Origin of the sequence: Halorubrum coriense DSM 10284, assembly GCF_000337035.1 — an archaeon.
Taxonomy (GTDB): Archaea; Halobacteriota; Halobacteria; order Halobacteriales; family Haloferacaceae; genus Halorubrum; species Halorubrum coriense.
Genome location: NZ_AOJL01000028.1, coordinates 50,905 through 72,880, shown reverse-complemented (window position 1 = coordinate 72,880; position 21,976 = coordinate 50,905). Strand labels below are relative to the sequence as shown.

Annotated in this window: 22 protein-coding genes; 19 read left to right on the top strand and 3 right to left on the bottom strand. The window is 72.1% G+C overall.

Annotation, left to right across the window (positions count from 1 at the left end; all coding sequences use genetic code 11):
* The first annotated feature begins 20 nt into the window (after positions 1–20).
* The 8 genes from C464_RS07110 (at position 21) to C464_RS07080 (ending at position 6,691) form a co-directional block, all read left to right on the top strand.
* The gene (locus C464_RS07110; RefSeq protein ID WP_006112956.1) at positions 21–245 is read left to right on the top strand and encodes a hypothetical protein; all 225 of its coding nucleotides are present in this window, start codon (positions 21–23) and stop codon (positions 243–245) included.
* 126 nt (positions 246–371) lie between these two features.
* Positions 372–518 (top strand): hypothetical protein, encoded by a 147-nt coding sequence (locus tag C464_RS19190; RefSeq protein WP_006112955.1) that lies wholly within the window; start codon positions 372–374, stop codon positions 516–518.
* A 460-nt stretch (positions 519–978) separates the two neighbouring features.
* On the top strand, positions 979–1,254 hold the full coding sequence (locus tag C464_RS07105; RefSeq protein WP_004597247.1) for a PadR family transcriptional regulator: 276 nt from the start codon (positions 979–981) through the stop codon (positions 1,252–1,254).
* Between the two features lie 262 nt (positions 1,255–1,516).
* Positions 1,517–2,836, top strand: a complete 1,320-nt coding sequence (gatD, locus tag C464_RS07100) for a Glu-tRNA(Gln) amidotransferase subunit GatD (RefSeq protein WP_006112954.1) — start codon at positions 1,517–1,519, stop codon at positions 2,834–2,836.
* Positions 2,833–3,882 (top strand): GNAT family N-acetyltransferase, encoded by a 1,050-nt coding sequence (locus C464_RS07095; protein WP_006112953.1) that lies wholly within the window; start codon positions 2,833–2,835, stop codon positions 3,880–3,882. The genes gatD and C464_RS07095 overlap by 4 nt, the downstream gene beginning before the upstream one ends.
* A gap of 78 nt (positions 3,883–3,960) precedes the next feature.
* A complete protein-coding gene (locus C464_RS07090) occupies positions 3,961–4,173 on the top strand; it encodes a hypothetical protein (protein ID WP_006112952.1) in 213 nt (70 codons plus the stop codon).
* A 90-nt stretch (positions 4,174–4,263) separates the two neighbouring features.
* Complete coding sequence (locus tag C464_RS07085; RefSeq protein WP_006112951.1) at positions 4,264–5,541, top strand: DUF6498-containing protein; 1,278 nt, start codon at positions 4,264–4,266, stop codon at positions 5,539–5,541.
* A 154-nt stretch (positions 5,542–5,695) separates the two neighbouring features.
* Positions 5,696–6,691 carry an A24 family peptidase gene (locus tag C464_RS07080; protein ID WP_006112950.1) on the top strand — a complete coding sequence of 332 codons (996 nt, stop codon included), beginning with the start codon at positions 5,696–5,698 and terminating at the stop codon, positions 6,689–6,691.
* A gap of 17 nt (positions 6,692–6,708) precedes the next feature.
* Here the strand turns inward: C464_RS07080 and dnaG are convergent, their stop codons facing one another.
* Positions 6,709–8,226 (bottom strand): DNA primase DnaG, encoded by a 1,518-nt coding sequence (dnaG, locus tag C464_RS07075; RefSeq protein WP_006112949.1) that lies wholly within the window; start codon positions 8,224–8,226, stop codon positions 6,709–6,711.
* 177 nt (positions 8,227–8,403) lie between these two features.
* Here dnaG and C464_RS07070 point away from each other — a divergent pair, with 177 nt between their 5' ends.
* The 6 genes from C464_RS07070 (at position 8,404) to C464_RS18925 (ending at position 12,389) form a co-directional block, all read left to right on the top strand.
* Complete coding sequence (locus tag C464_RS07070; RefSeq protein WP_006112948.1) at positions 8,404–8,676, top strand: DUF3311 domain-containing protein; 273 nt, start codon at positions 8,404–8,406, stop codon at positions 8,674–8,676.
* On the top strand, positions 8,673–10,157 hold the full coding sequence (locus C464_RS07065; protein WP_006112947.1) for a sodium:solute symporter family protein: 1,485 nt from the start codon (positions 8,673–8,675) through the stop codon (positions 10,155–10,157). The genes C464_RS07070 and C464_RS07065 overlap by 4 nt, the downstream gene beginning before the upstream one ends.
* Positions 10,158–10,253: 96 nt before the next feature.
* Complete coding sequence (locus C464_RS07060; RefSeq protein WP_006112946.1) at positions 10,254–10,718, top strand: hypothetical protein; 465 nt, start codon at positions 10,254–10,256, stop codon at positions 10,716–10,718.
* Positions 10,719–10,770: 52 nt separating this feature from the next.
* Positions 10,771–11,640 carry a YqcI/YcgG family protein gene (locus C464_RS07055; protein ID WP_006112945.1) on the top strand — a complete coding sequence of 290 codons (870 nt, stop codon included), beginning with the start codon at positions 10,771–10,773 and terminating at the stop codon, positions 11,638–11,640.
* The gene (locus C464_RS07050) at positions 11,633–12,187 is read left to right on the top strand and encodes a cysteine hydrolase family protein (RefSeq protein WP_006112944.1); all 555 of its coding nucleotides are present in this window, start codon (positions 11,633–11,635) and stop codon (positions 12,185–12,187) included. Before C464_RS07055 ends, C464_RS07050 begins: the two co-directional genes overlap by 8 nt.
* Positions 12,188–12,224: 37 nt before the next feature.
* On the top strand, positions 12,225–12,389 hold the full coding sequence (locus tag C464_RS18925) for a hypothetical protein (protein WP_161781666.1): 165 nt from the start codon (positions 12,225–12,227) through the stop codon (positions 12,387–12,389).
* Between the two features lie 42 nt (positions 12,390–12,431).
* Here C464_RS18925 and C464_RS07045 read toward each other — a convergent pair whose 3' ends face one another.
* Complete coding sequence (locus C464_RS07045; protein WP_006112943.1) at positions 12,432–13,898, bottom strand: MATE family efflux transporter; 1,467 nt, start codon at positions 13,896–13,898, stop codon at positions 12,432–12,434.
* Positions 13,899–14,087: 189 nt separating this feature from the next.
* Between C464_RS07045 and C464_RS07040 the strand changes: the two genes are divergently transcribed.
* Complete coding sequence (locus tag C464_RS07040; RefSeq protein WP_006112942.1) at positions 14,088–15,518, top strand: HEAT repeat domain-containing protein; 1,431 nt, start codon at positions 14,088–14,090, stop codon at positions 15,516–15,518.
* Between the two features lie 115 nt (positions 15,519–15,633).
* Complete coding sequence (locus C464_RS07035; protein WP_006112941.1) at positions 15,634–17,334, top strand: phospholipase D-like domain-containing protein; 1,701 nt, start codon at positions 15,634–15,636, stop codon at positions 17,332–17,334.
* A 31-nt stretch (positions 17,335–17,365) separates the two neighbouring features.
* On the opposite strand, the gene C464_RS07030 is transcribed toward C464_RS07035, so the two are convergent.
* Positions 17,366–19,336 (bottom strand): DHH family phosphoesterase, encoded by a 1,971-nt coding sequence (locus tag C464_RS07030; RefSeq protein ID WP_006112940.1) that lies wholly within the window; start codon positions 19,334–19,336, stop codon positions 17,366–17,368.
* A gap of 115 nt (positions 19,337–19,451) precedes the next feature.
* On the opposite strand from C464_RS07030, the gene C464_RS07025 reads away from it, so the two are divergent.
* From C464_RS07025 to C464_RS07015, 3 genes are all read left to right on the top strand, one after another.
* Complete coding sequence (locus C464_RS07025; RefSeq protein WP_006112939.1) at positions 19,452–19,967, top strand: Mov34/MPN/PAD-1 family protein; 516 nt, start codon at positions 19,452–19,454, stop codon at positions 19,965–19,967.
* Positions 19,964–20,416, top strand: a complete 453-nt coding sequence (locus C464_RS07020; protein WP_049910939.1) for an adenylyltransferase/cytidyltransferase family protein — start codon at positions 19,964–19,966, stop codon at positions 20,414–20,416. The genes C464_RS07025 and C464_RS07020 overlap by 4 nt, the downstream gene beginning before the upstream one ends.
* Positions 20,417–20,521: 105 nt before the next feature.
* The gene (locus C464_RS07015; RefSeq protein WP_049910934.1) at positions 20,522–21,925 is read left to right on the top strand and encodes a heme o synthase; all 1,404 of its coding nucleotides are present in this window, start codon (positions 20,522–20,524) and stop codon (positions 21,923–21,925) included.
* Positions 21,926–21,976: the final 51 nt, after the last annotated feature.

Here is a 21,976-nt window from a genome sequence, read left to right as displayed (position 1 = left end):
TTCGAACACGGCCGGTCCCCATGCTCGACGAGATCCTCGACGTGTTCATCGGTGAGGTAGCCAAACTGGTCCCCGATGTCGTCTGGGGCGCGATATTCCTGCTAGTCGGCCTCCTGACGGCGATGCTCGGCGTGACGACGCTCCTCGATGTGACGACGCTCGGTTGGTCGACGCGGTTCGGCGGGCTACTGACCGCGGTCGGCGTGCTGCTGCTAGCCGGACCGCTCGTCGCGCGGTACCGATAGCCGCCGGCCGCCCGGATCCCCTCGATTTCGGAACCCCGACGACGTAACCCGACACACCTCCCGAGGCGACCGCACGTCAGACTCCCCGGCCACAACACTATCCGGGACCGCACCGTACCGCGTGACATGCGCTCGGAAGAGGAGGTCAGAGAGCAGTACGAGTTCCTCCGCGAGCAGTTGGACGACGAGGAGATGAACCACCGCGGCGTCGAGGAGCTGTTCGCGCACTACAAGCGCGCGCTCGGTTGGGTGTTAGAAGAGGAACACATGTGAGCGGCGTACAACACGTTTATTACTCTCTACCCGCTATCGTCAGATGACGCTTCGTCTGGAGGGCCGAAGCGTCAGCGGGGACCAATCGGCAGGCCCGACGCGGCTTTTTTCCGCGTCGGGCGTGCTTTCTTCGGACTTACAACCGTCAGCGACCGCTTTCTACCCAGTCGTCATCGACCGGACGCACCCGGTCTACCGCCGTATCGCGAACGGACCGTGCCTCGCCCGGCCAATGCGGCCGCTTCGACGACGTCGGTCCGCGCCGCCGCCGAACGCGACACATATCAGACGCTAAAAACGACGCTCGACCGCTGACGTGCGAACACGTCCCGTGTGAGAGTTACGGAGTTGACAGAACCGAGGCGGCCGTTTCGGAGCGGTAGGAGCCGGTGATTGGTCGTACAGGGACTGATATAACGGTATATTTATTTATTCTCAAAGAGTATGTACAGGCAGTTGTATGTACGACCTCACAGGTTTCCAGCGTGACCTGCTCTACGTAATCGCGGGACTCGACGAGCCGCACGGGTTGGCGATCAAGGAGGAACTCGAAGAGTACTACGAAAAAGAGATCCACCACGGCCGCCTCTACCCGAACCTCGACACGCTCGTCGAGAAGGGGCTCGTCGAGAAGGGCCAGCGCGACCGCCGCACCAACTACTACACGCTGACCCGCCGCGGCCGCCGCGAGATCGAGGCCCGCACCGACTGGGAAGCCGAGTACATCGAACACTGACGCGGCCGCCCGTCGCTCCCGCGACCGACCGATATCCCCCGTCGGCCGCCCGCGCCGACGCTCTCCTCTCCTCTCGAACGCTTTTTCCCGACCCGCCGCGTCGCTTCCTCGCCCGCCGCGTCGCTTCCTCGCTTGCCGAGGCTCCGTCTCCACCGTCGAGCGCGAGTCTCGCCCGGCCCGCGTCGGACCGACCGACACGCACCGGACCGCCGCGCGGCCGCGAACGGTTGGATTCAAGTCCGCCCCGGCGGAACCCGGTCGTATGCAACCGGGAGATCGCGTCCGCGTCGAGCGCGGGGGCGTCACCAACGAGGGCGTACTGCTCCCCTCCACGACGCGCGACCACCTCGTCGTCAAGCTCGACGGCGGATACAACGTCGGTATCGACCGCGAGGCGGCCGACGTCGAGGTGCTCGAGTCCGCCGTCCGCGAGGTCGACCCCGCCGCCGAGACCGACGACGGCGACGCCACCTCGGAGATCACCTTCGACGACGAGCTCCCCACCGTCTCGCTCATCTCCACCGGCGGGACGATCGCCTCCACCGTCGACTACCGGACCGGGGCCGTCACCGCTCAGTTCGACGCGGAGGACGTCCTCCGGGCGGTCCCCGAACTCGCCGGGCGCGCGAACTACCGCGGGCGCGTCGTCGCGAACATCCTCTCGGAGAACATGGAGCCGTCCATCTGGCGCGACCTCGCCGCGGCCGTCGCCGAGGAGATCGAAGCGGGCGCCGACGGCGTCGTCGTGATGCACGGCACCGACACGATGCAGTACTCCGCGTCCGCGCTCTCGTTCATGGTCGACGCGCCGGTGCCGGTCGTGTTCACCGGAAGCCAGCGCTCCGCGGACCGCCCCTCCTCCGACAACGTGATGAACGCGGTGTGCGCCGTCGAGGCCGCGAAGGCCGACCACGCGGAGACGCTGGTGTGTATGCACGCGACCCAGTCCGACGACGCCTGCGCGCTCCACCGCGGCACGCGCGTCCGCAAGAACCACACCTCCCGCCGGGACGCCTTCGAGACGGTCGGCGCCGCGCCGCTCGGCCTGATCGACTACGAGCGCGCCGCGGAGGCGGGTGCCGACGGCGACGCCGCCGACGCCGCCGTCGAGTGGAACCGCGAGCCGCGCCCGCGGGGCGGAACCGACGGGAGCGACGCGGTCGACGACGACGCCGCGGTCGCCCTCGACCCCGACCTCGACGGCGACGTGGAGCTGGTGAAGTTCACGCCCGGGCTGGACCCGGCCGCGTGGGAGTACCTCGACGGCAAGGACGGCGTGGTGATCGAGGGGACGGGGCTCGGCCACGTCCACACCGACCTCATCCCCCGGATCGAGGAGCTAGTCGAGGGCGGGACCGTCGTCGCGATGACGAGCCAGTGCCTCGAAGGACGGGTCTGCGACCGCGTGTACGACACCGGCCGCGACCTGCTGGACGCCGGCGTCGTCGAGGCGGGCGACACCCTCCCCGGCACCGCGAAGGTGAAGCTGATGTGGGCGCTCGCGAACCGCTCGGACCCCGCCGACGCGATGACTCGCGACCTCGCCGGCGAGCTGACCGAGGAGTCGCGGCCCTGGCGATGAGCGAGGCCGACGACGCGGCGTCCGCGCCGACCGTCGTCGTCCGCGAGGCGCGCCCGGCCGACGCCGACGCGGTCGCGGCGTTCACCCGCGACACGTGGGGCGAGCGCCACGAGGACTACATCCCGCGGGTGTTCCCGGAGTGGGCCGCGGCCGACGACCCGGACCGCGGCACCTTCGTCGCGACGCTCCCCCCGGACGCCGCCGACGCGGGCGACCTCGACGGTCGGGAAGCGGGCGACACCGCCGTCGAGGGCGACGGCGACGGGGCCGCTGCCGCGGGCGACCCCGAGGCCGTCGTCGGCTGTATCCAGGGCGCGCTCCTCAGCGAGTGGGAGGCGTGGGGACAGGGGATCCGCGTCGACCCCGCCGCGCGCGGCCACGGCGTCGGGACCGCCCTCTCGGAGGCGGTGCTCGACTGGGCGCGCGAGCGCGGCGCGACCGTCTGCCGCAACATGGTGTTCTCGTGGAACGTCATGGGGCTCGGTCAGTCGCGCGCGGTCGGCTTCGACCCCGCGACGGAGTTTCGATTCGCGGAGCCGGCGCCCGACCCGGACGCGCTCGACCGCGACGCCGCCGGGTTCGAACCCCTCGCCGACCCCGATCCGAACGCGGCGTGGGCGTTCTGGAGCGACAGCGACGCCCGCGACCGCCTCCGCGGGCTCGCGCTCGACCCGGGCGAGTCGTGGGCCTGCTCGCGGCTCACCCGCGAGCGGCTCGCGACCGCGGCCGGCGACGACCGACTGCTCGCGGTCGCGGACGCCGACGCGGTCGCCGGCTTCGCGGTTCGGACCCGGGCGACGGAGCGCGAGGTCGACGGCGAGACCGCGCGGACCGCGGTCTACGGCGTCGCCGCGTGGCGCGACGTCGACGCGGCGGGCGCGCTGTACGACGCGATCGCCGCCGACGCCGCCGCGGTCGCGGCCGACGAGACTCGCGTCCTCATCCCCGAGACGGTCGAGCACGTGAGCGACACCGGCGCGAACCGGGTCTCGGTCGCGGCCGAACCCGACTTCGTGATGCGCGCGGACCTCACCGGCGGGCCGTGAGCGGTCGCGGCCGCTGACCGGCGCGAGGGCACCGCCGGGACCGACGACTTATCATCGACTCCGGCCGAACGCCCCCTCATGACGCTCTTCGGTCTCGCGCTCCCGTGGTCGCTCCCGCTCACGCTCGTGATCTACGGCGTCGTCGTCGCCGCCGCGGTGTGGATCTACCGCGACGCGAGGGCGCGCGGGAGCCGATACGCGGTCGTCTGGGCGGCCTCGACGCTCCTCTTCACGATCGTTCCGGTCCTCGCGTACCTCTACCTCCACCGGGACGTCGGTCCGGCGCGCTGAGTCGGTCGCGCGCGGTGCGGAGCGCTCCGCCGTTCCGCCGCCCCGACCGCTCCCGGCCGCTTATGTGCGCCGGCCCGGAACGACCGACGGATGCCCTCTGCCCGCCTGCCCGACGGGCTGCGCGCGCTCGGCCGTGGTCGCCGCCCCCGTGCGCTCTCCGTCGGGGTCGCCACCCTCCTCCCGCTCGTCGGCGTGGTCGCGCTCGGCTGGAACGCGGCCGCGCTGATGACGCTGTACTGGTTCGAACTCGGGATCGCGTCCGGCTGGGCGCTCGTCCGCGCGCTGTTCGCCGGGCGGCCGTCAGAACTCGACCGCGACGGACTGATAGTCGGGCCGCTCGCGGAGCGCCGGGTGGGGCTGACGATCCCGCGGACCGACGTTCAGGTCCGGCTCTCGTCGCTGCTCGTCCTCCCGGTCGCCGCGCCGATCCTCGGCGTCGTCTGGCTGGTCGTCGGCGTGGTCACCGTCGGGGTGACCGCCGACGGCGGGCTGAGCCAGGAGGCGCTCGACACGGTCGCGCTCGCGACCATCGCCGTCTTCGTCGGCGAGGGAGCGACGACGGTCGTCGAGTACTTCGGCCGCGGGGAACACCGCGACCACAGCGCGCAGACGGCGATACGGGGGGTGTTCGCCCGCGGTGCGGCGATCTTCCTCGGCGCGCTGTTCACGGTCACGACCGTCGCCGCGGGCACGCTCGACGGCGACGCGCCGATCTCCGCGCTCGACCCGGACGCGATCGGCCTCCCGCTCTTGCTCGGAGTCGTCGCGGCGAAATTCGCCTTCGACCTCGCCGGGCTGTACGGGGACCGGCTGGCGGCGTTCGACGAGTCGGCGGCGCTCGACTTGGGCTTCTCCTACGACCCGCCGCCGACCGAGCCGGTCGACGGGTCGCTCGCGGAGCCGGTCGCGACGGTCCGCCAGCCCCGACGCGCTCGCCTCCTCGGGGCGCTGACGACGCCGTTCGGCCATCCGGGCCTCTGGTACGTCGGCGGGGGCATCGCGCTCGTCGGTCTCCTGTTCGCGCTCGGGGAGAACTGGCCGACCACCCTCGCGTTCTTCGCGGCCGCGGTCGCGGTCCCGCTCGGGCTCGCCGCGGTCGATCACGAGCTCCGGCACGGGCTCGTCGAGTACCGCGCCGGCGACGACGCGCTCGTCGCCCGCGACCGGCTGTTCGGCGTGCCCCTGTGGCGCGTCGAGGCGTGGGAAGAGACGGGACTGCGGGTGCGGCGGACGGGGCTCGACCGGCGGTTGGACACGGAGACCGTCGTGATAGCACTCCGCGACGACGAGCTCCGGATCCCGGGCCTCGTCGACCCGGAACCGGTCCTCGACGTGTTCGACAGGCGACCCGACCGACCGGACGAGTGAGCGGGGCGTCTCGCCCGCGTCACGCCGGCCCGTCGGGTCCCGTCGCCGCGGCCCGCCTTCCCGCCGTCCGGGAGCGGTTCGGTCGGAGGCGGGCGATATCGATCGCGATACGCGAACCCGAACGCCTAATTGGACCGCCCCCGCCCGTGGAGACATGTTCGCGACGCTGCCGGACCTCCTCCGACTCGTCGTCGTCCCCGTGTTCGCGTGGGCGGCGATCCGGGACGTCCGGACCCGACGCCTCCCGAACCGGCTGTGGCCGCCGCTGTACCTGTTCGGCGCGCTGCTCCTGCTCTGGGAGGCCGTCTCCCTGTGGCCGTTCGCGGGGTTCGACGGGCGGGTCTTCCTCCTGCGGGCCGCGATCAGCCTGCTGTTCGTCGCGCCGCTCGGCTACGCGTTCTGGTACCTCGGGGCGTTCGGCGGGGCCGACGCGAAGGCGATGATCGCGCTCGCGGTGATCTTCCCGACGTTCCCGGCCTACGAGGTGGGGTCGCTCCTCCTCCCGCTCGTCGACACCGACATCGGCGTGTTCTCGCTGACGGTCCTCACGAACACGGTGCTGCTCGGCCTCGCGTACCCGATCGGCCTCGCGGTCCTCAACCTCGTCCGCGGCCAGGCCTCGTCGAGCATGTTCTTCGCGCGGCCGGTCGCGACCGATTCGCTGCCCGACCGGCACGGCCGGCTGTTCGAGGACCCGGACGGACCGACCCGGAGCGGTCTCGATCTGGACGCGCTCCGGATGTACCTCCGCTGGCGGGGCCTCACGCTCGCGGACCTCCGGAGCGAGCCGGAGGGCCTCCGCGATCCAGCCTCGGTCGGCGAGACGTTCGAGCCGACCGACGGGGGGACCCACGTCGGCCCGCGGACCGACGGGGGGCGCGCGGTCGACGACGTGGCCGAGCCGCCCGAATCGCGTCCCGACTTCGACGACTCTTGGGCGGCCGAGCGGTTCCTCGACGAGATCGACCACGGCGCGTACGGCACCGACGCCGCGACGCTCCGCGACGGCCTCGACGTCGTCGCCCGCGAAGACCGCGTGCTGGTCTCGCCGGGGATGCCGTTCGTCGTCCCGATGGCGGTCGGACTCGTCGTCTCGCTCACGTACGGCGACGCGTTGTTCGCGGCGCTCGGCGCGGTCGGGCTGGTCTGACCTCGCCCGCCCGCCGCTCAGGCCTCCGCCCTGACGTCGGTGGCAGCGAGGACGCGCGTCCCGACCGGGCGCTTCACGAACTCGCCGAGGTCGCGACCGATCAGGTCGCCGACGCCGCGCTGCGCCGCCACGTCGAGGAGCCGCTGGTCGACGGTGCCGTCGACGACGACCGCCTGCGGCGCGGGCTCGGCGTCCTCGACCGCGTCGAACGCATCCGCTGCGTCGACCTCTGCGAGGACGTCGAACTCGTCGCCGAGCAGCCGCGCGTGGCCGGTCTCACCGCCGACGACCGCGCTGACGTGCGCCGCGATCGACCGCGGCTCGTCGGCGGTTTCGTCGGGGTCGTCGGCGATCTCATCGGCGGTCTCGTCTGCCTCGTCGGCGATCTCGTCGGTCTCGCCGCCCCCTCGGTCCGCGGTCGGCTCCGACTCCGTTCCGCCGACCGAGTCGGCGCCGTTCTCGTCGTCCGGTAGCGAACCCGGCTCGTCGTCCGGGGTCCGATCGTCGGCCTCGCCGGTCGGCTCCGCGGATTCGGCTTCCGCCTCAAGATCGGGCGATTCGATCGACGCGCCGGTCGCCCCGCCCCCCGAGGGACCGTCCGGGAGCGCGCCGCCGTCGCCGACCCGCGCGACCGATCCGGGTCGGTCGTCGTCGGTCGAGTCGGCGTCGCCGGTCGAATCCGCGTCGCCGGTCGGCTCCTCGTCGTCGGCGGCCGCCCGGAGGTCCGACGCGTCCGCGAGGCTCGCGTACGGGACCTTCCCGCGGAGCGCCTCGAAGACGGCGTCGCGGTCGAGGTCCTCGACGGACTCGCCGGGGGGCGCGAACGCGACGTAGTCGACCTCGCCGACCTGCGCGAGCTCGCGGAGGATGAGCTCGCCGCCGCGGTCGCCGTCGAGGAACGCGGTGACGGTCCGGTCGGCGGTCAGGTCGGCGACCGACTCGGGGACGTTCGTCCCCTCCACGGCGACGGCGTTCTTGATCCCGCAGTCGAGCAGCGTGAGCACGTCCGCGCGCCCCTCGACGACGATGACGGCGTCGGAGTCGCCCACCCGCGGCCCGGCCGGGAGCCCCCGGTAGTCGACTATCCCCTCGACGCGGGCGGCGTCGCGCACCTCGTCTAACACGTCGGTGCTCGCGAGGCTCGTCTCCTCGAAGCCGCCGGCGATCAGTTCCTTGGCGCGCTCGACGACCTCGCGGCGCTTGGCCGCCCGCACGTCCTCGATGCTCGTCACTTCCACGGAGGCGTGACAGGGGCCGATGCGGTCGATCGTCTCCAACGCGGCCGCGAGGATCGCGGTCTCGACCTTGTCGAGGCTCGACGCGACGGTGACCTCGCCGAACGACTGGCCGTTCTCGGACTTGACCGAGACGTCGATCCGGCCGACGCGCGAGGACTCCTGGAGGTCCCGGAGGTCCAACTCGTCGCCGAGCAGTCCCTCGGTTTGGCCGAACACCGCGCCGACAACGTCGCTCCGCTCGACGACGCCGTCGGCCGCGATGGTGGCGTGTATCAGGTATTTCTCTGTGTCTTTCATGAGTGGTGAATGGTGATATCGGGCGGTAGCGCCCGTCCGTGTATCGTTGCGCTCCTCGCGGAAAATAGCTATCGCCACGCATCTCGGGCGACGACTATTGAAGAATAATTCTCTCCAACAAGCTTCTTCGAACCAGTTCGACAACTCTTTGTGCCTATAGATATAGTCTTACTTCACATGAAGCGTTTACGGAGCGATCTCCTCTGGGTCCCGACGTTCGCGATCCTCGTGGCGTTCGCGGTGCCGTGGCCGCTGTGGGGCGTCGACCGCGTCGTCGCGGGGCTGCCGGTGTGGATCTGGTGGCACGTGGCGTGGCTCGGGCTGTGTACGGCCCTGTTCGCGCTGTTCGTCCGGAGCGGCGCGTGGGAACGCGGGATGGGGCAGCGACCGGACGGCGACGCCTCGACGGGCCGCGATCCGTCGGGGTCTGTCGGGGGTGACCGGCGGTGACGCTCGGTCTCTCGCTCGGGATCGTCGTCGGCTACCTCGTCGTCGCGCTCGCGCTCGGCCTGGTCGCGTACCGCGTCTCCGAGACGACCGCCGAGGACTACTACCTCGCGAGCCGCTCGATCGGCACGCTCGTGCTGCTGTTCACGACGTTCGCCACCCTGTTGTCGGCGTTCACCTTCTTCGGCGGTCCGAACCTCGCGTACGCGGCGGGCCCCGAGTGGCTGGTCGTGATGGGGACCTTAGACGGCGTCCTGTTCGCCGTGCTGTGGTACGTCATCGGCTACAAGCAGTGGCTGATCGGGGCCCGGAACGGCTACGTGACGCTCGGCGAGATGCTCGGCGACCGGTTCGGCTCGACGGGGCTGCGAGCGCTCGTCGCGGGCGTCAGCCTCCTGTGGCTGTTCCCGTACGTCATGCTTCAGCAGATGGGCGCGGGCGAGGCGCTCGTCGGCCTCACCGGCGGGGCGGTCCCCTACTGGGGCGGCGCGGCGCTCATCACCGGCTTCATGATCCTCTACGTCACCGTCGCGGGGCTCCGCGGCGTCGCGTGGACCGACACGCTTCAGGGGCTGTTCATGCTCTCAGTGGTCTGGATCGCCGCCGCGTGGGTCGTCTCGTCGCTCGGCGGCGTCGGTGCCGCGACGGAGGGGATGCTGGCGGCTCGGCCCGAGTTCGGGAGCTTCGGCGGCGGGACGTACACGCCGGGCTTCATCGTCTCCACGGCGATCACCATCGCGTTCGGGGTGACGATGTTCCCGCAGATCAACCAGCGCTTCTTCGTCGCGAAGTCGGCCGAGACGCTGAAGCGGTCGTTCGCGCTGTGGCCCGTGCTGGTGCTCCTGCTGTTCCTGCCGGCGTTCATGCTCGGCGCGTGGGCCGCGGGGACGCCCATCGAAGTGCCGGACGGCGCGAACGTGCTCCCGGTCGTGTTGAGCGAGTACGCGCCAGCTTGGCTCGCCGCGGTCGTCATCGCGGGCGCGATGGCCGCGATGATGTCCTCGTCGGACTCGATGCTCCTCTCCGGCTCGTCGTACTTCACCCGCGACCTCTACCGACCGCTGATCGACGCGACCGCCTCGGAGCGGCGCGAGGCGTGGATCGCGCGGATCGGCGTGGCGACGTTCGCGACGCTGGCGTTCGTCGCGAGCCTCTTCCGCCCGGGGACGCTGATCGAGGTCGGCGGCACCGCCTTCTCCGGGTTCGCGCTGCTCGCGCTGCCCGTTATCTGCGCCCTCTACTGGCCGCGGACGACGCGCACGGGGATGATCGCGGGCGTCGCCGTCCCGCAGGCGACGTACCTGTTCGTGGTGCTGTCGTCCGTCCTGCCGCTCGTCCCGACCCTCCCGCGGACGGTCTTCGGCGGCTGGGACGTGGCGCTCGGGCTGATGGTGCTGTCCGGCGCGCTGACGGTCGGCGTCTCGCTGCTCACCGCGCCCACGGAGGAGAGCGACGCCTCGCGGTTCGCGGTGACCGGAGACTGAACGCCGTCTTCACTGATCGAACGAGTATCGTCTGCGCCTTTAAACTGATATACGTCTCATTTATATCCGCACAGGTGAATACATCTGCGATACAAAATGACCCGCAGTTTCTCGGTCGTGTTCGTCGCGGTCCTGCTCGTGAGCGCGCTGGCGGGCGGGGCGGTCGCTCAGTCCGACGGCGGCGACGACCTGTTCCGGTCGCTCGAAGAGATGGTCCCGGCGTACAACGAGAACGCGGACGCCGTCGACCTCGGCCCGATCAACCTCGCCGGCACGACCAACGTCTACGTTCGGGACGGCGACGCCGAGCGCGCGTACTCGATCACGATGGACGAGCAGAACCGGATCACCGCGCTCGACGACGGCCGCAGCGACGACGCGGTGCGCAAGATCACGACGGACCGATCCACGCTCGACGGTATCGCGGCGGCCGAGAACCCCGCCGCGGCGTTCAGGACCGCCGTCGCGAACGACGACATCGCGATCAGCGGCGAGGGCGGCCGACTGCTCGAAGGCGTCAAGTGGGCGATCATCAACCGGCTCAAGGGATTCTTCCTCTGAGCGGGCCGGGAATCCCCGAAAGCCACAAGACCGCCTCTCGCCTATTGCGGGTATGAACGAGGCCGGCACCGAGGGGGTGCTGCTGGACCAAGAGACGCTCCGCGATCGGCTCGACGACGCGCCGCCGTGGCTTCAGGAACACTACCGGACCTTCCGGGAGTCGATGCTCGGCGAGCGCGACGGGTCGCCGTTCCCCTGCTACTTCGGGATCGAGGTCGAGCGCGAGGGCGACATGCTGTACGCCGCCTGCGAGTCGACGACGGACCCCGCCGCGCTGTTGCGGCTGCGCGACGTCGTCCTGGAGTACCTCGACACGTACCCGGACCACGCCGACCGCGCGCCGCTCGCGGTGTTCTTCAAGCCGCCCGACGACGACCGCGGCGAGGCGCACTACCACGAGCGGCTCTGGCACGCCCTGGAGTTCCTCCACGTCCACGACCCGGAGCCGTGGCCGGACGACATCCCGACCGACCCCGACACCCCGCGGTGGGAGTTCTGCTTCGGCGGCGAAGCGCTGTTCCCGACCTCGCGCGCCCCCTTCTACGACGACCGGAAGAGCCGGTACTCGCCGGTCGGCTTGGAGATCACCTTCCAGCCCCGCACCGTCTTCGAGGGGCTCACGGCGGACACCGAGGCGGGCGAGCGCGCCCGCGAGACCATCCGCGACCGGATGGGCGACTACGACGGGGTCTGTCCCCACGCCGACCTCGGCGACTGGGGCACGGAGGGCGACCGCGAGTGGAAGCAGTACCTGTTCCGCGAGGACGACGACGCGAGCCCCGACGCCTGCCCGCTCGACCCGACCCGCGACCACCCGAAGGCCCCCGACGCGCTGCTCGAACCCGGCGCGTGGCGGCGGTTCGCGGACGGAGCGGACGCCGACGCGGAGACCGCAAGCGCCGCCGGGCTCGGGGATGACTGACGCGGGCGACCCGGTCCTCCTCCTCGTCGACTTCCAGACCGGCTTCGACGACCCGGGCTGGGGCGAGCGCAACAACCCCGACGCCGAGGCCGCCGCGGCCGCGCTCCTCGACCGCTGGCGCGAGGCCGACCGTCCCGTCGCACACGTCCGTCACGCCTCGGCGGAGCCCGACTCCCCGCTCCGGCCGGACGCCCCCGGGTTCGCGTGGAAGCCGGAGACCGCGCCGCTCGACGGCGAGCCGACGTTCGAGAAGTCGGTCAACGGCGCGTTCCTCGACTCCGGGCTCGACGAGTGGCTCCGCGAGGCGGGCCACGACTCGCTCGTCGTCTGCGGGCTCACCACCGACCACTGCGTCTCGACGACGACGCGCGCGGCCGAGAACCGCGGTTACGACGTGCGCGTGGTCGCCGACGCCACCGCGACCCACGCCCGCGAGGCCCCCGACGGCGAGCGGATCGACCCCGAGACCTCCCACCGCGTCGCGCTCGCGCACCTGAACGGCGAGTTCGCGACGGTCGTCGAGAGCGCCGATCTGCTCGCCGACTGACCCAAAGCCCATCTCTCCCGCGAGCGAACCGGTTCCCGTGTTCCTCCAGACCCCTTGCTGTCCGGACTGCGGAAGCCGGTTCCTCGCGCGCAAGATCCGGATGACGGGCGGCTACGTCCCGCCGCCGTCCGACCTGACCGTCTACCGCTGCTACCGGTGTTTCGCGACGTTCACCGACGAGGAGTCGACGGAGTCGACGTGACCCGAGTCACTGACCTCGGCCGAAACGACCGAGTGCCCTCGTTCAGTCGTCGCCCGCGAGTTCCGCGCCGCCGCCGTCGCCGCTCGCGCGGTCGGCCGCGTTCGCGAACATCCCGCGCCGCGTCGTGTACAGGAAGTACGCGCCGAGGCCGAGGAAGCCGACGACGTTGGAGGCCGCGACCGCCCAGAAGACGGCCTCGACCCCCCACCCGAGGCCGGGCGTCACCGTGACGCCGAACGCGCCGACCGTCGCCCCGACGGGGACGGCCGCGACGGCGATGGGGAACCGGACCGCCCAGTACTTGACGAGGTCGGCGACGAAGGAGGTCCGGGTGCGGGAGGCCCCGTTGAACCCGGCGAGGAGGGTGTACGTCCCGCCGAGCGCCCAGTAGGAAGCGGCGAGGACCCGGAGGTACGTCACCGCGAGCCCGCGTCCGGTCGCGGTGAGGTCGGGGGCGAGCAGGTCCGCGATCCCGCCGGCGAAAAGGAACTGGACCGCGCCGAGCGCGAGGAAGCCGACGACGATCATCCCCGTCCCGACCGTCGTCGTCCGGCGCGCGCGCGCCGGGGCGGCGGCGCCGAGGTTCTGTCCGATCATCGACTGCGCGGCCTGCTGGAGCCCGAGCGCCGGCACGATCGCGAGCGTCGCGACCCGGGCCCCGACCGTGTACGCCGCGACGCCCGCCGCGCCGCCGGCGAGCGCGACGAGGCCGACGACGAGCACCCTGACGAGTTCGCTCACGCCGCGCTGGCCGCCGAGCGGGAGGCCGACCGAGACGACCTCGCGGAGGGTCGCCGCGTCGACGGCGAACGCCTCCCGGGTGAGCCGGAACGTGTCGCGGCCGATCCCCGCGGCGTACCCGAGGATCCACAGGAGGCCGGCGACGCTCGCGAGCGCGGTGCCGAGCGCGGCACCGGCGACGCCGAACTCCGGGACGGGGCCGACCCCGAAGATGAGCGTCGGGGCGGCGACGAGGTTGACGAGGACGCTGACGACGGTCACGTGGAACACCGCGCGGGTGTCGCCGTACGCCGTGAAGCAGTTCTCGACCGTGTCGCCGACCGCGCCGACGGGGAGGATCGCGATCACGACCGCGAGGTAGGTGGCGGTCGTCCCGGCGAGCGCGGGGTCGGCGCCGAGCAGCCCCACCAGCTCCTCGGCGTAGCGGACCACCGGGACCGCGACCGCCGCGGTGACGAGGAGCGCGACGAGCGCGCCGTTGACCGCGACGCGGCGCGCGCCCGACTCGTCCTCGTCGCCCGCCCGCTGCGAGACGAGGATCTGCGTCCCGACCGCGCCGATCACCACCGTCGCGCCGAGCAGCGACTGGATCGGGAGGCTGAGGCCGACGGCGGCGACCGCGTCCTCTCCGACCCGGCCGAGCCAGAACGTGTCGATCAGCGCGTTGGCGACGTAGACGACGTTCTGCGCGACGAGCGGCGCGGCGAGGACGAGCAGCACTCGCCCGACCGGCCCGTCGGTGATCGCTTCGTGGTCGACGTCTAACATCTAATCGTTCCGGTATTGGAAGGGGATAATAAAAGTGTGCTGGTCGTGAACACGAACCTCGTTTCGTCGGCGGCGGCGACAACGGCCCCCCGAGCCGAGCGCACCGGCTCCCGCCTCTCGCCCCCCGCGCGGGCGGCGACGCCCGCGAAGGGAAACCTCTTAATGGACTACACACGGAGTTCGTGGTATATGAGCAACGGCGACGACGACCCGGCCGACGCCTCCGAGGAGGCCGACGCCGCGGACGACGGCGGGGACGCCGGCGAGTCGACGGAGACGGCCGCCCCGACGCTCCCCGACGACGCGACCGAGGAGTCCCTGACCGAGTACCTAGACGAGATCGCCGACCGCCTCGAGGCCGCCGAGACGGAGGCCGACCTCGACGACGTCGAGGCGCTGTTGGACGACGCGGAGACCGGCATCGCGGAGGCGGACCTCCCCGAGCCGGACGAGGACGACGAGGACGCCGACGACCCCCGCGGCGACCTCGAGGCCCGCGTGGCCGAGCTCCGAGACGGCGTCGAGGACGCCCGCGGCCCTTACGGCGAGGACGTCGTCGACGCGATCGAGAGCGCCGCCGGGACGGTCGCCGACACCGAGTGGACCGACGCCGGCCACGAGGACGTCGCGGCCGCCGTCGAGTCGTTCGTCGACGCGGCCGCCGACGCGATCGACGACGCGCTCGACGCGGCCGACGAGGATCCCGAGGCCCTCCTCGACGAGACCGCGGCCGACGAGACGGAAGCCGGCGCTCCGGTCCCCGTCGACCAGATCGTCGCGGCGCTCGACGCCGTCGCCGCCGCGGTCGCGGACGCCGACCTCGACGCGGACGCCGACGCCGACGACATCGCCGCCCTCTTGACGGCGACCGACGACCTCGAAGCCGGCCTCGACGACGCCGAGGAGTGGGACGACTTAGAGACCCACGAGCAGCTCCGCGCGCAGGGATACTACGACGTGCTCGGCCACTACAAGGACTTCCCCGTCGAGTGGGCCGCGCTGAAGGAGCACGAGGCGCGCGGCAACGTCGACATGATCCTGCTCGCGCTCGACTCGCTCCAGTCCGACTTCATGGAGCGCCACTGCTTGGAGGCGTTCGAGCGGATGGGCAAGCGCGGCAAGACCGAGGCGTCGGTCGAGGAGGTCCTCGGCCGCGCCGAGAAGCGCGACCGGCCCGCGATCCGGATCCTCGGGAAGATGGCGGCCGAGGAGGCGACCGACACCCTCGTCGAGTACGTCCCTGAGGACTCGAACCCGCAGCTCCAGAAGGCCGTGTTCAGGGCGCTCGGCGAGATCGGCGCGTCCGAGGCGGTCCAGCCGCTCGCGAACCGGCTCGACCCCGACGGCGACGACGACGAACTCGTCCGCCCCCACGCCGCCCGCGCGCTCGGACTGATCGGCGACACCCGCGCCGTCTCCCCGCTCGCCGACGCGCTCGAAGCCCACCCGTCGGACGACGTCCGCGCGGCCGCCGGCTGGGCGCTCCGCCAGATCGGCACCCGCGAGGCGCTCGAAGCGGTCGCGGAGTACGCCGACGAACACTCCTTCGTCGTCTCGACCGAGGGCGAGAAGGCGCTGGAGGCGCTCGACGACGGCGCGGAGCCCGCGCCGACGGCCTGAGGCGGTCGGGCGGCCGCGCTCGTCGACCGGACCACCGCGCGCCGACGCTCCGACTTCTCGGCTCCCCCCACCGCGACCGCGAACCCTTTTCTCCGATACCGGCGCTACGCCCGCCGTGTCACGCACTCGCCCGAACCGCCGGTCCCGCGTCGCCGCGCTCGTCCTCCTCCTCGCCGCGACGAGCGCCGTCTGCGCCCTCCCGGTGGCGGCCGCCCCGGTCGACGGGGCCGGGTCGGGGGCGGCTAACGGCTCCGCCGCTGCTTCCGAACCGCGGATCGTCGAGCTGTACCCGAACCCGACGACCCCCGAGAACCGCGGCGAGTACCTCGTCGTCTCCCTCCCGGAGCGCGGGAACTGGTCGCTCTCCGACGGCTACTACGACGCCGACCTCCCGGCGAACGCCAGCGGCACGGTGACGCTGTCGATGGCTCCGAACCGGACCGCGGCGATTCTCGGCGAGTCCGCGGAGCCCTCGCGGAACCGAGAGAGCGGCGCGACCGACGCGCCCGAAATCCGGCGACTGACCGACCACTTCCCCCTGTCCGCCTCCGGCGACCGGATCGAACTCCGGCGGAACGGGAGCCCCGTCGACGTCGTCGCCTACGACCGCGCCCGAGAGGGGTACCGGTGGCGGGCCTCGTGGGGCGAGTGGCGGCCGCGCGGCTACGCGCCGCGCTCGCCGCGTCGGACGGCGGGCGCGAACGTGACGCCGTTCGTCCTCCCCGACAGCCCCGAGCCGCCGGTCGAACCGCTCCGCGGCGCGGACGACCGCCTGTTCGTCGCGGGATACACGCTCACCTCGGAGCGGGTCGCGGACGCGCTCGCCGCGGCCGCCGACCGCGGGGTCCGCGTCCGGGTCCTGCTGGAGGGGTCGCCGGTCGGCGGCTTCTCGGCGCGGAGCGCGCGGCTGCTCGACCGGCTGGCGGCCGCCGGCGTCGAGGTCCGGATCCTCGACGGCGAGGTCGAGCGCTTCCGGTTCCACCACCCGAAGTACGCGGTCGCGGACGACCGCGCGGTCGTCCTCACGGAGAACTGGAAGCCCTCCGGCACGGGCGGGCGGAGCAACCGGGGGTGGGGCGTCGTCGCGGAACCGTCCGGCCGCGCCGCGCCGACCGACGGGACCGTCGCGGACGACCTGGCGGCGCTGTTCGCCGCCGACTTCGAAGCGCGCGACGCGCGCCCGTGGCCCGCCTTCCGCGCCGACGCCGAGTTCCACGAGGGCGGCCGCGCGAACGGCTCGTACCCGACGCGGTTCGACGCGCCGCCGAAGCCGGCGACGGCGAACGTCACCGTGTTGACCGCCCCGGGGAACGCCGCCGACCGGATCGTCGCGCGAGTCGACGCCGCCGACGAGCGGGTCCTCGCGGTCGCCCCGCGCGTGGGCGGACCGGACGACCGGATCGTCCGCGCGCTCCGGCGTGCGGCCGACCGCGGGGTCGACGTTCACCTGTTGCTCTCGGACGCGTGGTACGACCGGGAGGCGAACCGGAACCTCTCGGAGACGCTCGCGGACGAGCCGATCGCGGTCGACCTCGCCGAGCCGCGCGGGCGGTTCGGCAAGGTCCACGCGAAGGGGCTCGTCGTCGACGACGCGGCGGTCGTCGGCAGCCTCAACTGGAACCCGAGCGCGGAGACGAGCAACCGCGAGGTGCTGCTCGCGGTCGAGGACGAGTCGGTCGCCGACTTCTACGCCCGTGCGTACGCGGCGGACTGGCGCGGCGGCGGCGTCTTCCTCCCGGTCACCCTCCTCGGGGGACTCGGCGTCGCGCTCGCGGGGGCCGCGGCAGTCGCTCGGCGCGAGGTCGCGTTCGGCTGAAAACTTCTACCGCGGTTCGGCTCCGGTCGTTTCAGTCGTCGAGCGCGATCGTCGACGAGAGCGCCTCGTCGATCTCCGCGCCCGCCATCTTCTCGACGAGCGCCTCGATCACCTCGCTCCGACGACCTTTCACGAACTTGATCGAGCCCACGACGAGGTGGCCGCCGCCGGAGACGCCGGCCTCGGGCAGCTCCTCGTTCAGCTCGGTCACCATGTTCGGGATGTCGAGCCGGACCCCGTCCGAGCGCAGGACGCAGAAGTCGGGACCGTAGCCGATGGTGATCACGGGGTCGCCGGTCTCTTTCACCTTCGCGTCGTGGAGCTCGCCGGTGGTCTTGCCCGGCGCGGGGTAGGTGAAGCGGTGGGCGTACTCGTCCAAGTCGATGCGGTAGAGGTGCGCGCCGGAGGCGAGCCGCTCGTGGTCGACGTGGTCGTCGACGGCGTCGAGCTGGCGCTCCACGTCGCGCTCGGCGCGCTCCGAGAGGAACTCGACGAGCTCATCGTGGCGGGACTCGTCGTCGCAGCCCACGTTGAGCGCGTCGTTGACCAGGGTCTTCCCCTCCGAATAGCGGAGCCAGTGGGCGGCGTAGTCCAGCGCCTCGCCGATGTCGAGGAGGTCGGACTCGTCGTACCCGGCGTCCTCGGCGAGCGCGACGTAGTCGTCCATCGCCTCCGCCTTCGAGCGGTCGGAGAGCCCGGCGACCGCCGGCACGTGTTCGAGCTCCTCGGTGAGCGACGGGTCGACGAGGCGGGCGAGCTCGACGCACATCATCCCCGTGGTGACCCGGTAGTCCTCGCCGTGGAGGTACGGGTTCACGTGGGCGTCGAGCAGCGGGTCGACCGCCTCGGGGTCGGGGTGGTGGTGGTCGACGGCTGCGATGGGGATGTCGTAGTGCGCGAGGTTCTCGTAGGCCGGCACGTCCTCCTCGGTCGACCCGTTGTCGAGCATCAGGAGGAAGGGGAGCTTCTGCCCGTGGCGGGCGCGGCCCTCAAGGGCGAAGTTGAGGTCGCGGGTGACGTCCTCCATCTCGTAGTACGGGGCCTTGCTCGGGAGGCGCTTGAACAGGTGTCGCGACGCGTCCGGGTCCTCATGGACCGCCTCGACGAAGTTCTCGACGGCGAGCTGGACCGGGATCGCGGCGCACATCCCGTCGCCGTCCGCGTGGTGGCGGACGCGGATCGGGCGGCCGGCGAGGACGGTCCGGCGGATCAGCCGCGCGAGGTCGCGCAGGTCCTCGTGGATCGGCTCGAACGCCTCCCACTCGACGAGCGGGTCGACGTCGGCCGGCTCGGCGCGCTCGTCGAGCGCGGCCTCGAACCGATCGCGCGCCTCGGCGGCGCGCCCGTCGGGGAGTCGCGTCAGCGAGTCGACCTCGAGCTGGAGCGCGTTCTTGCGACTCTCGATCGTCCCCGTGACGTGGACCATGTCGCCGACCTCGACCTCGGGGTACGCCCGGACGCCGGCGGACTCGAAGGCGGCACAGGAGACGACGCCGGAGGCGTCCGCGACGGCGAAGATGGTGGGGCCGCCGGTCTGTTTCGCCTGGACGACCTCGCCCTCGACGGTCACCTCGTCGCCCGGGGCGAGGCCGTGGACCCGCGAGACTGTCGGTTCGTGCGCGACGGTCTCGGTGCGGTAGTCGTCGGGATCGGCGTCGTCGAACGCGACGTCACCGTTCTCCTTCACCTCGGTGAGCCGGACGATCAGCCGGTCGCCGACCGCGTAGTCGCCGTCGAGGTTCGACTCGTGGACCAGCCCGCTCACGGCGTCCGAGAGGTCGACGAAGACGCCGTAGTCGACGACGCCGTTGACCTCGGCGTGATACAGGTCGCCGACCGCGGCGTCTTCGAGCGTACAGTCCGGTGCCAGATCGTAGACGGTCGGGCGGTCGTCGGTCGCGCTCTCCGACCGGCCCTCGACCGTCCCCTCCGCCTCGTCGGCGTCGGGTTCGGGGCTCGAATCGCCCCGCGTGCCGGAATCCCCGGCGGTGTTTTCGCTCATAGACAGGTCTCGGGAACGGCCGATGTTAAGCCTGTTCTCTCGGGGCTCGGCGGGAGAGACGCCCCGCGTCACGCGGTCCGGAACCCCTATGAGGCGACGGCGACTTGTCTCGTTCATGCGACTGTTCCGCTCGGACGAGCTCCTCGGCATCGCCCGAGAGACCCTCGACTTCGTCCTCGAGGCGAGCGAGGAGACGCACCCTAACGAGTACATGGGGTTCCTCCGCGCGGACGACGCCCGGAAGCTCGACCTCGACCGGGACGGGCAGGTGATCACCGACGTGCTCGTGATCCCCGGGACGGAGTCGAGCCCGACGAGCGCCAGCGTCCGGAGTCACATGAAACCGAACGACATGCGCGCGGTCGGCTCCGTCCACTCGCACCCGAACGGCGCGCTGCGCCCGAGCGACGCCGACCTCGCGACGTTCGGGCAGGGGAAGGTCCACATCATCGTCGGGGCCCCCTACGGCTGGGGCGACTGGAAGGCGTTCGACAACGAGGGGCGGCAGACCACCCTCGACGTCCTCGACGTGGAGGTGCCCGACGAGCACTTCTTCGATTTTACCCAGGAGGACATCGACCGAGAGCTCGACGAGCGCGACCGCGGCGGCTTCCTCTCGTGGTTCCGATGACGCGGGTCGTCGCGCAGGGGACGTTCGACCTGCTCCACCCCGGCCACGTCCACTACTTGGAGGACGCCGCGGCCCACGGCGACGAGCTCCACGCCATCGTCGCCCGCCGCACCAACGTCACGCACAAGCCCGCGCCGGTGCTCTGTGCCCGCCAGCGGCGCGACATGGTCGCGGCGCTCGACGCGGTCGACGAGGCGCACCTCGGCGACCCGGCGGACGTGTTCGTCCCCATCGAGCGGCTCGACCCCGACGTGATCGTGTTGGGGTTCGACCAGCACCACGACGAGGGCGACATCGCCGACGCGCTCGCGGACCGCGGCATCGACTGCCGGGTCGAGCGGGCGTCCGGCCGCGAGCCGAAGCACGAGGACGAACTGCTCTCCAGCGGCGACATCGTCGACCGGATCCTGCGAGAGCGCGGCGGCGAGGCGGACGCGAACCGGGACTGAGTCGCGGACGGTCGCCGACCGCTCGGGCTCGCGTTTTCGCCCCCGCTCGCCGTCGTTTTATCGAAGCGCGGAACATATATGGGTCCGATTCGTAATCCACGCAACGTGACGCTCCCAGACAGATTCCCCGCCGTGTTGGCCGCGGCCGCGATGGGCGTGTACCTCCTCGTCGTCGTCGGCGCGACCACCTCCCTCACGGAGGCGGCGGCGGCCTGCGGCGGGTGGCCCGCCTGCGGGACCGGCGCGGCCCTTCCGGCGGCGACCGAGGGGTGGATCGCCCTCGGCCACCGCGCCCTCGCGGCCGTCGTCGGGCTCCTCGTCGCGCTCTCCGCCGCGCTCGCGTGGCGCGACGGTGCCGACCGCCGGGTCCGAGTCGCGCTCGCGGTCGCGCTCGTCGTCTACCCCGCGCAGGCCGGCGTCGGCGCGCTCGTCGCGCTCGGCGACCTGCCGGCCGCGCTCGGCTCCGCGCACCTCCTCCTCGGAATCGGGATCTTCGGCACCGTCCTCGCCGCGCTCGCCTGGTGGCTGGAGTCGGAGACCGGCGACCCGGACGACGCGCCCGACGACTTCGAGCCCGGGACCGACGACCTGCCGCCGATCGAGGAGGCCCCGGAGCCGGACATCCCGTCCGCGACGCTCCCGCGGCTGAAGGCGACCGCGACCGCGTACTTCCGGCTGATGAAGCCGCGCCTGATGTGGCTGCTCTGTCTCGTCGCCGCCGCCGCGATGGCGCTGGCGGGCGGAACCGGCTTCACGCCCCCCGTCGTGGCGGCGACGCTCGCCGGCGGCGCGCTCTCGATCGGCGCGTCCGGGACGTTCAACCACGTCCTCGAACGCGATGTGGACAAGCGGATGCAGCGCACCAGCGACCGCCCGCTCGCGACGGACCTCGTCCCGGTCTCCCACGCTCTCGCGTTCGGCGGCCTGCTGACGCTCGTCTCGCTCGGGCTGTTCTGGACGGTGAACGCGCTGACGGCCGCGCTCGGCCTCGTCGCGATCCTGTTCTACAGCGTCGTCTACACGCTCGTCCTCAAGCCGAACACGGTCCAGAACACCGTCATCGGCGGCGCGGCCGGCGCGCTCCCCGCGCTCATCGGGTGGGCCGCGGTCACGGGCGAGGTCGGCGGCGGCGGGCTGCTGCTCGCCGCGGTCATCTTCCTGTGGACGCCCGCGCACTTCTACAACCTCGCGCTGGCGTACAAGGACGACTACGAGCGCGGCGGCTTCCCGATGATGCCAGTCGTCCGCGGCGAGACCGCGACGCGCCGCCACATCCTCTGGTACCTCGGCGCGACGCTGGTCGCCGCGGTCGCGCTCGCCGCGGCCGCCGACCCGCTCGGCGCGCTGTACGCGGTCGTCGGCGTCGGCGTCGGCGGCGTCTTCCTCTGGATGGTCGTCCGGCTCCACTACGAGCAGACCGAGGGAGCCGCGTTCCGCGCGTTCCACGCCTCGAACGCCTACCTCGGCCTGCTGCTCTTCGCCGTCGTCTTCGACGCGCTGGTCGTCTGACCGCGGCCCTCGCCCCCCGGCTCGGACGGGTCGCGGACCCGCCATTTTAAT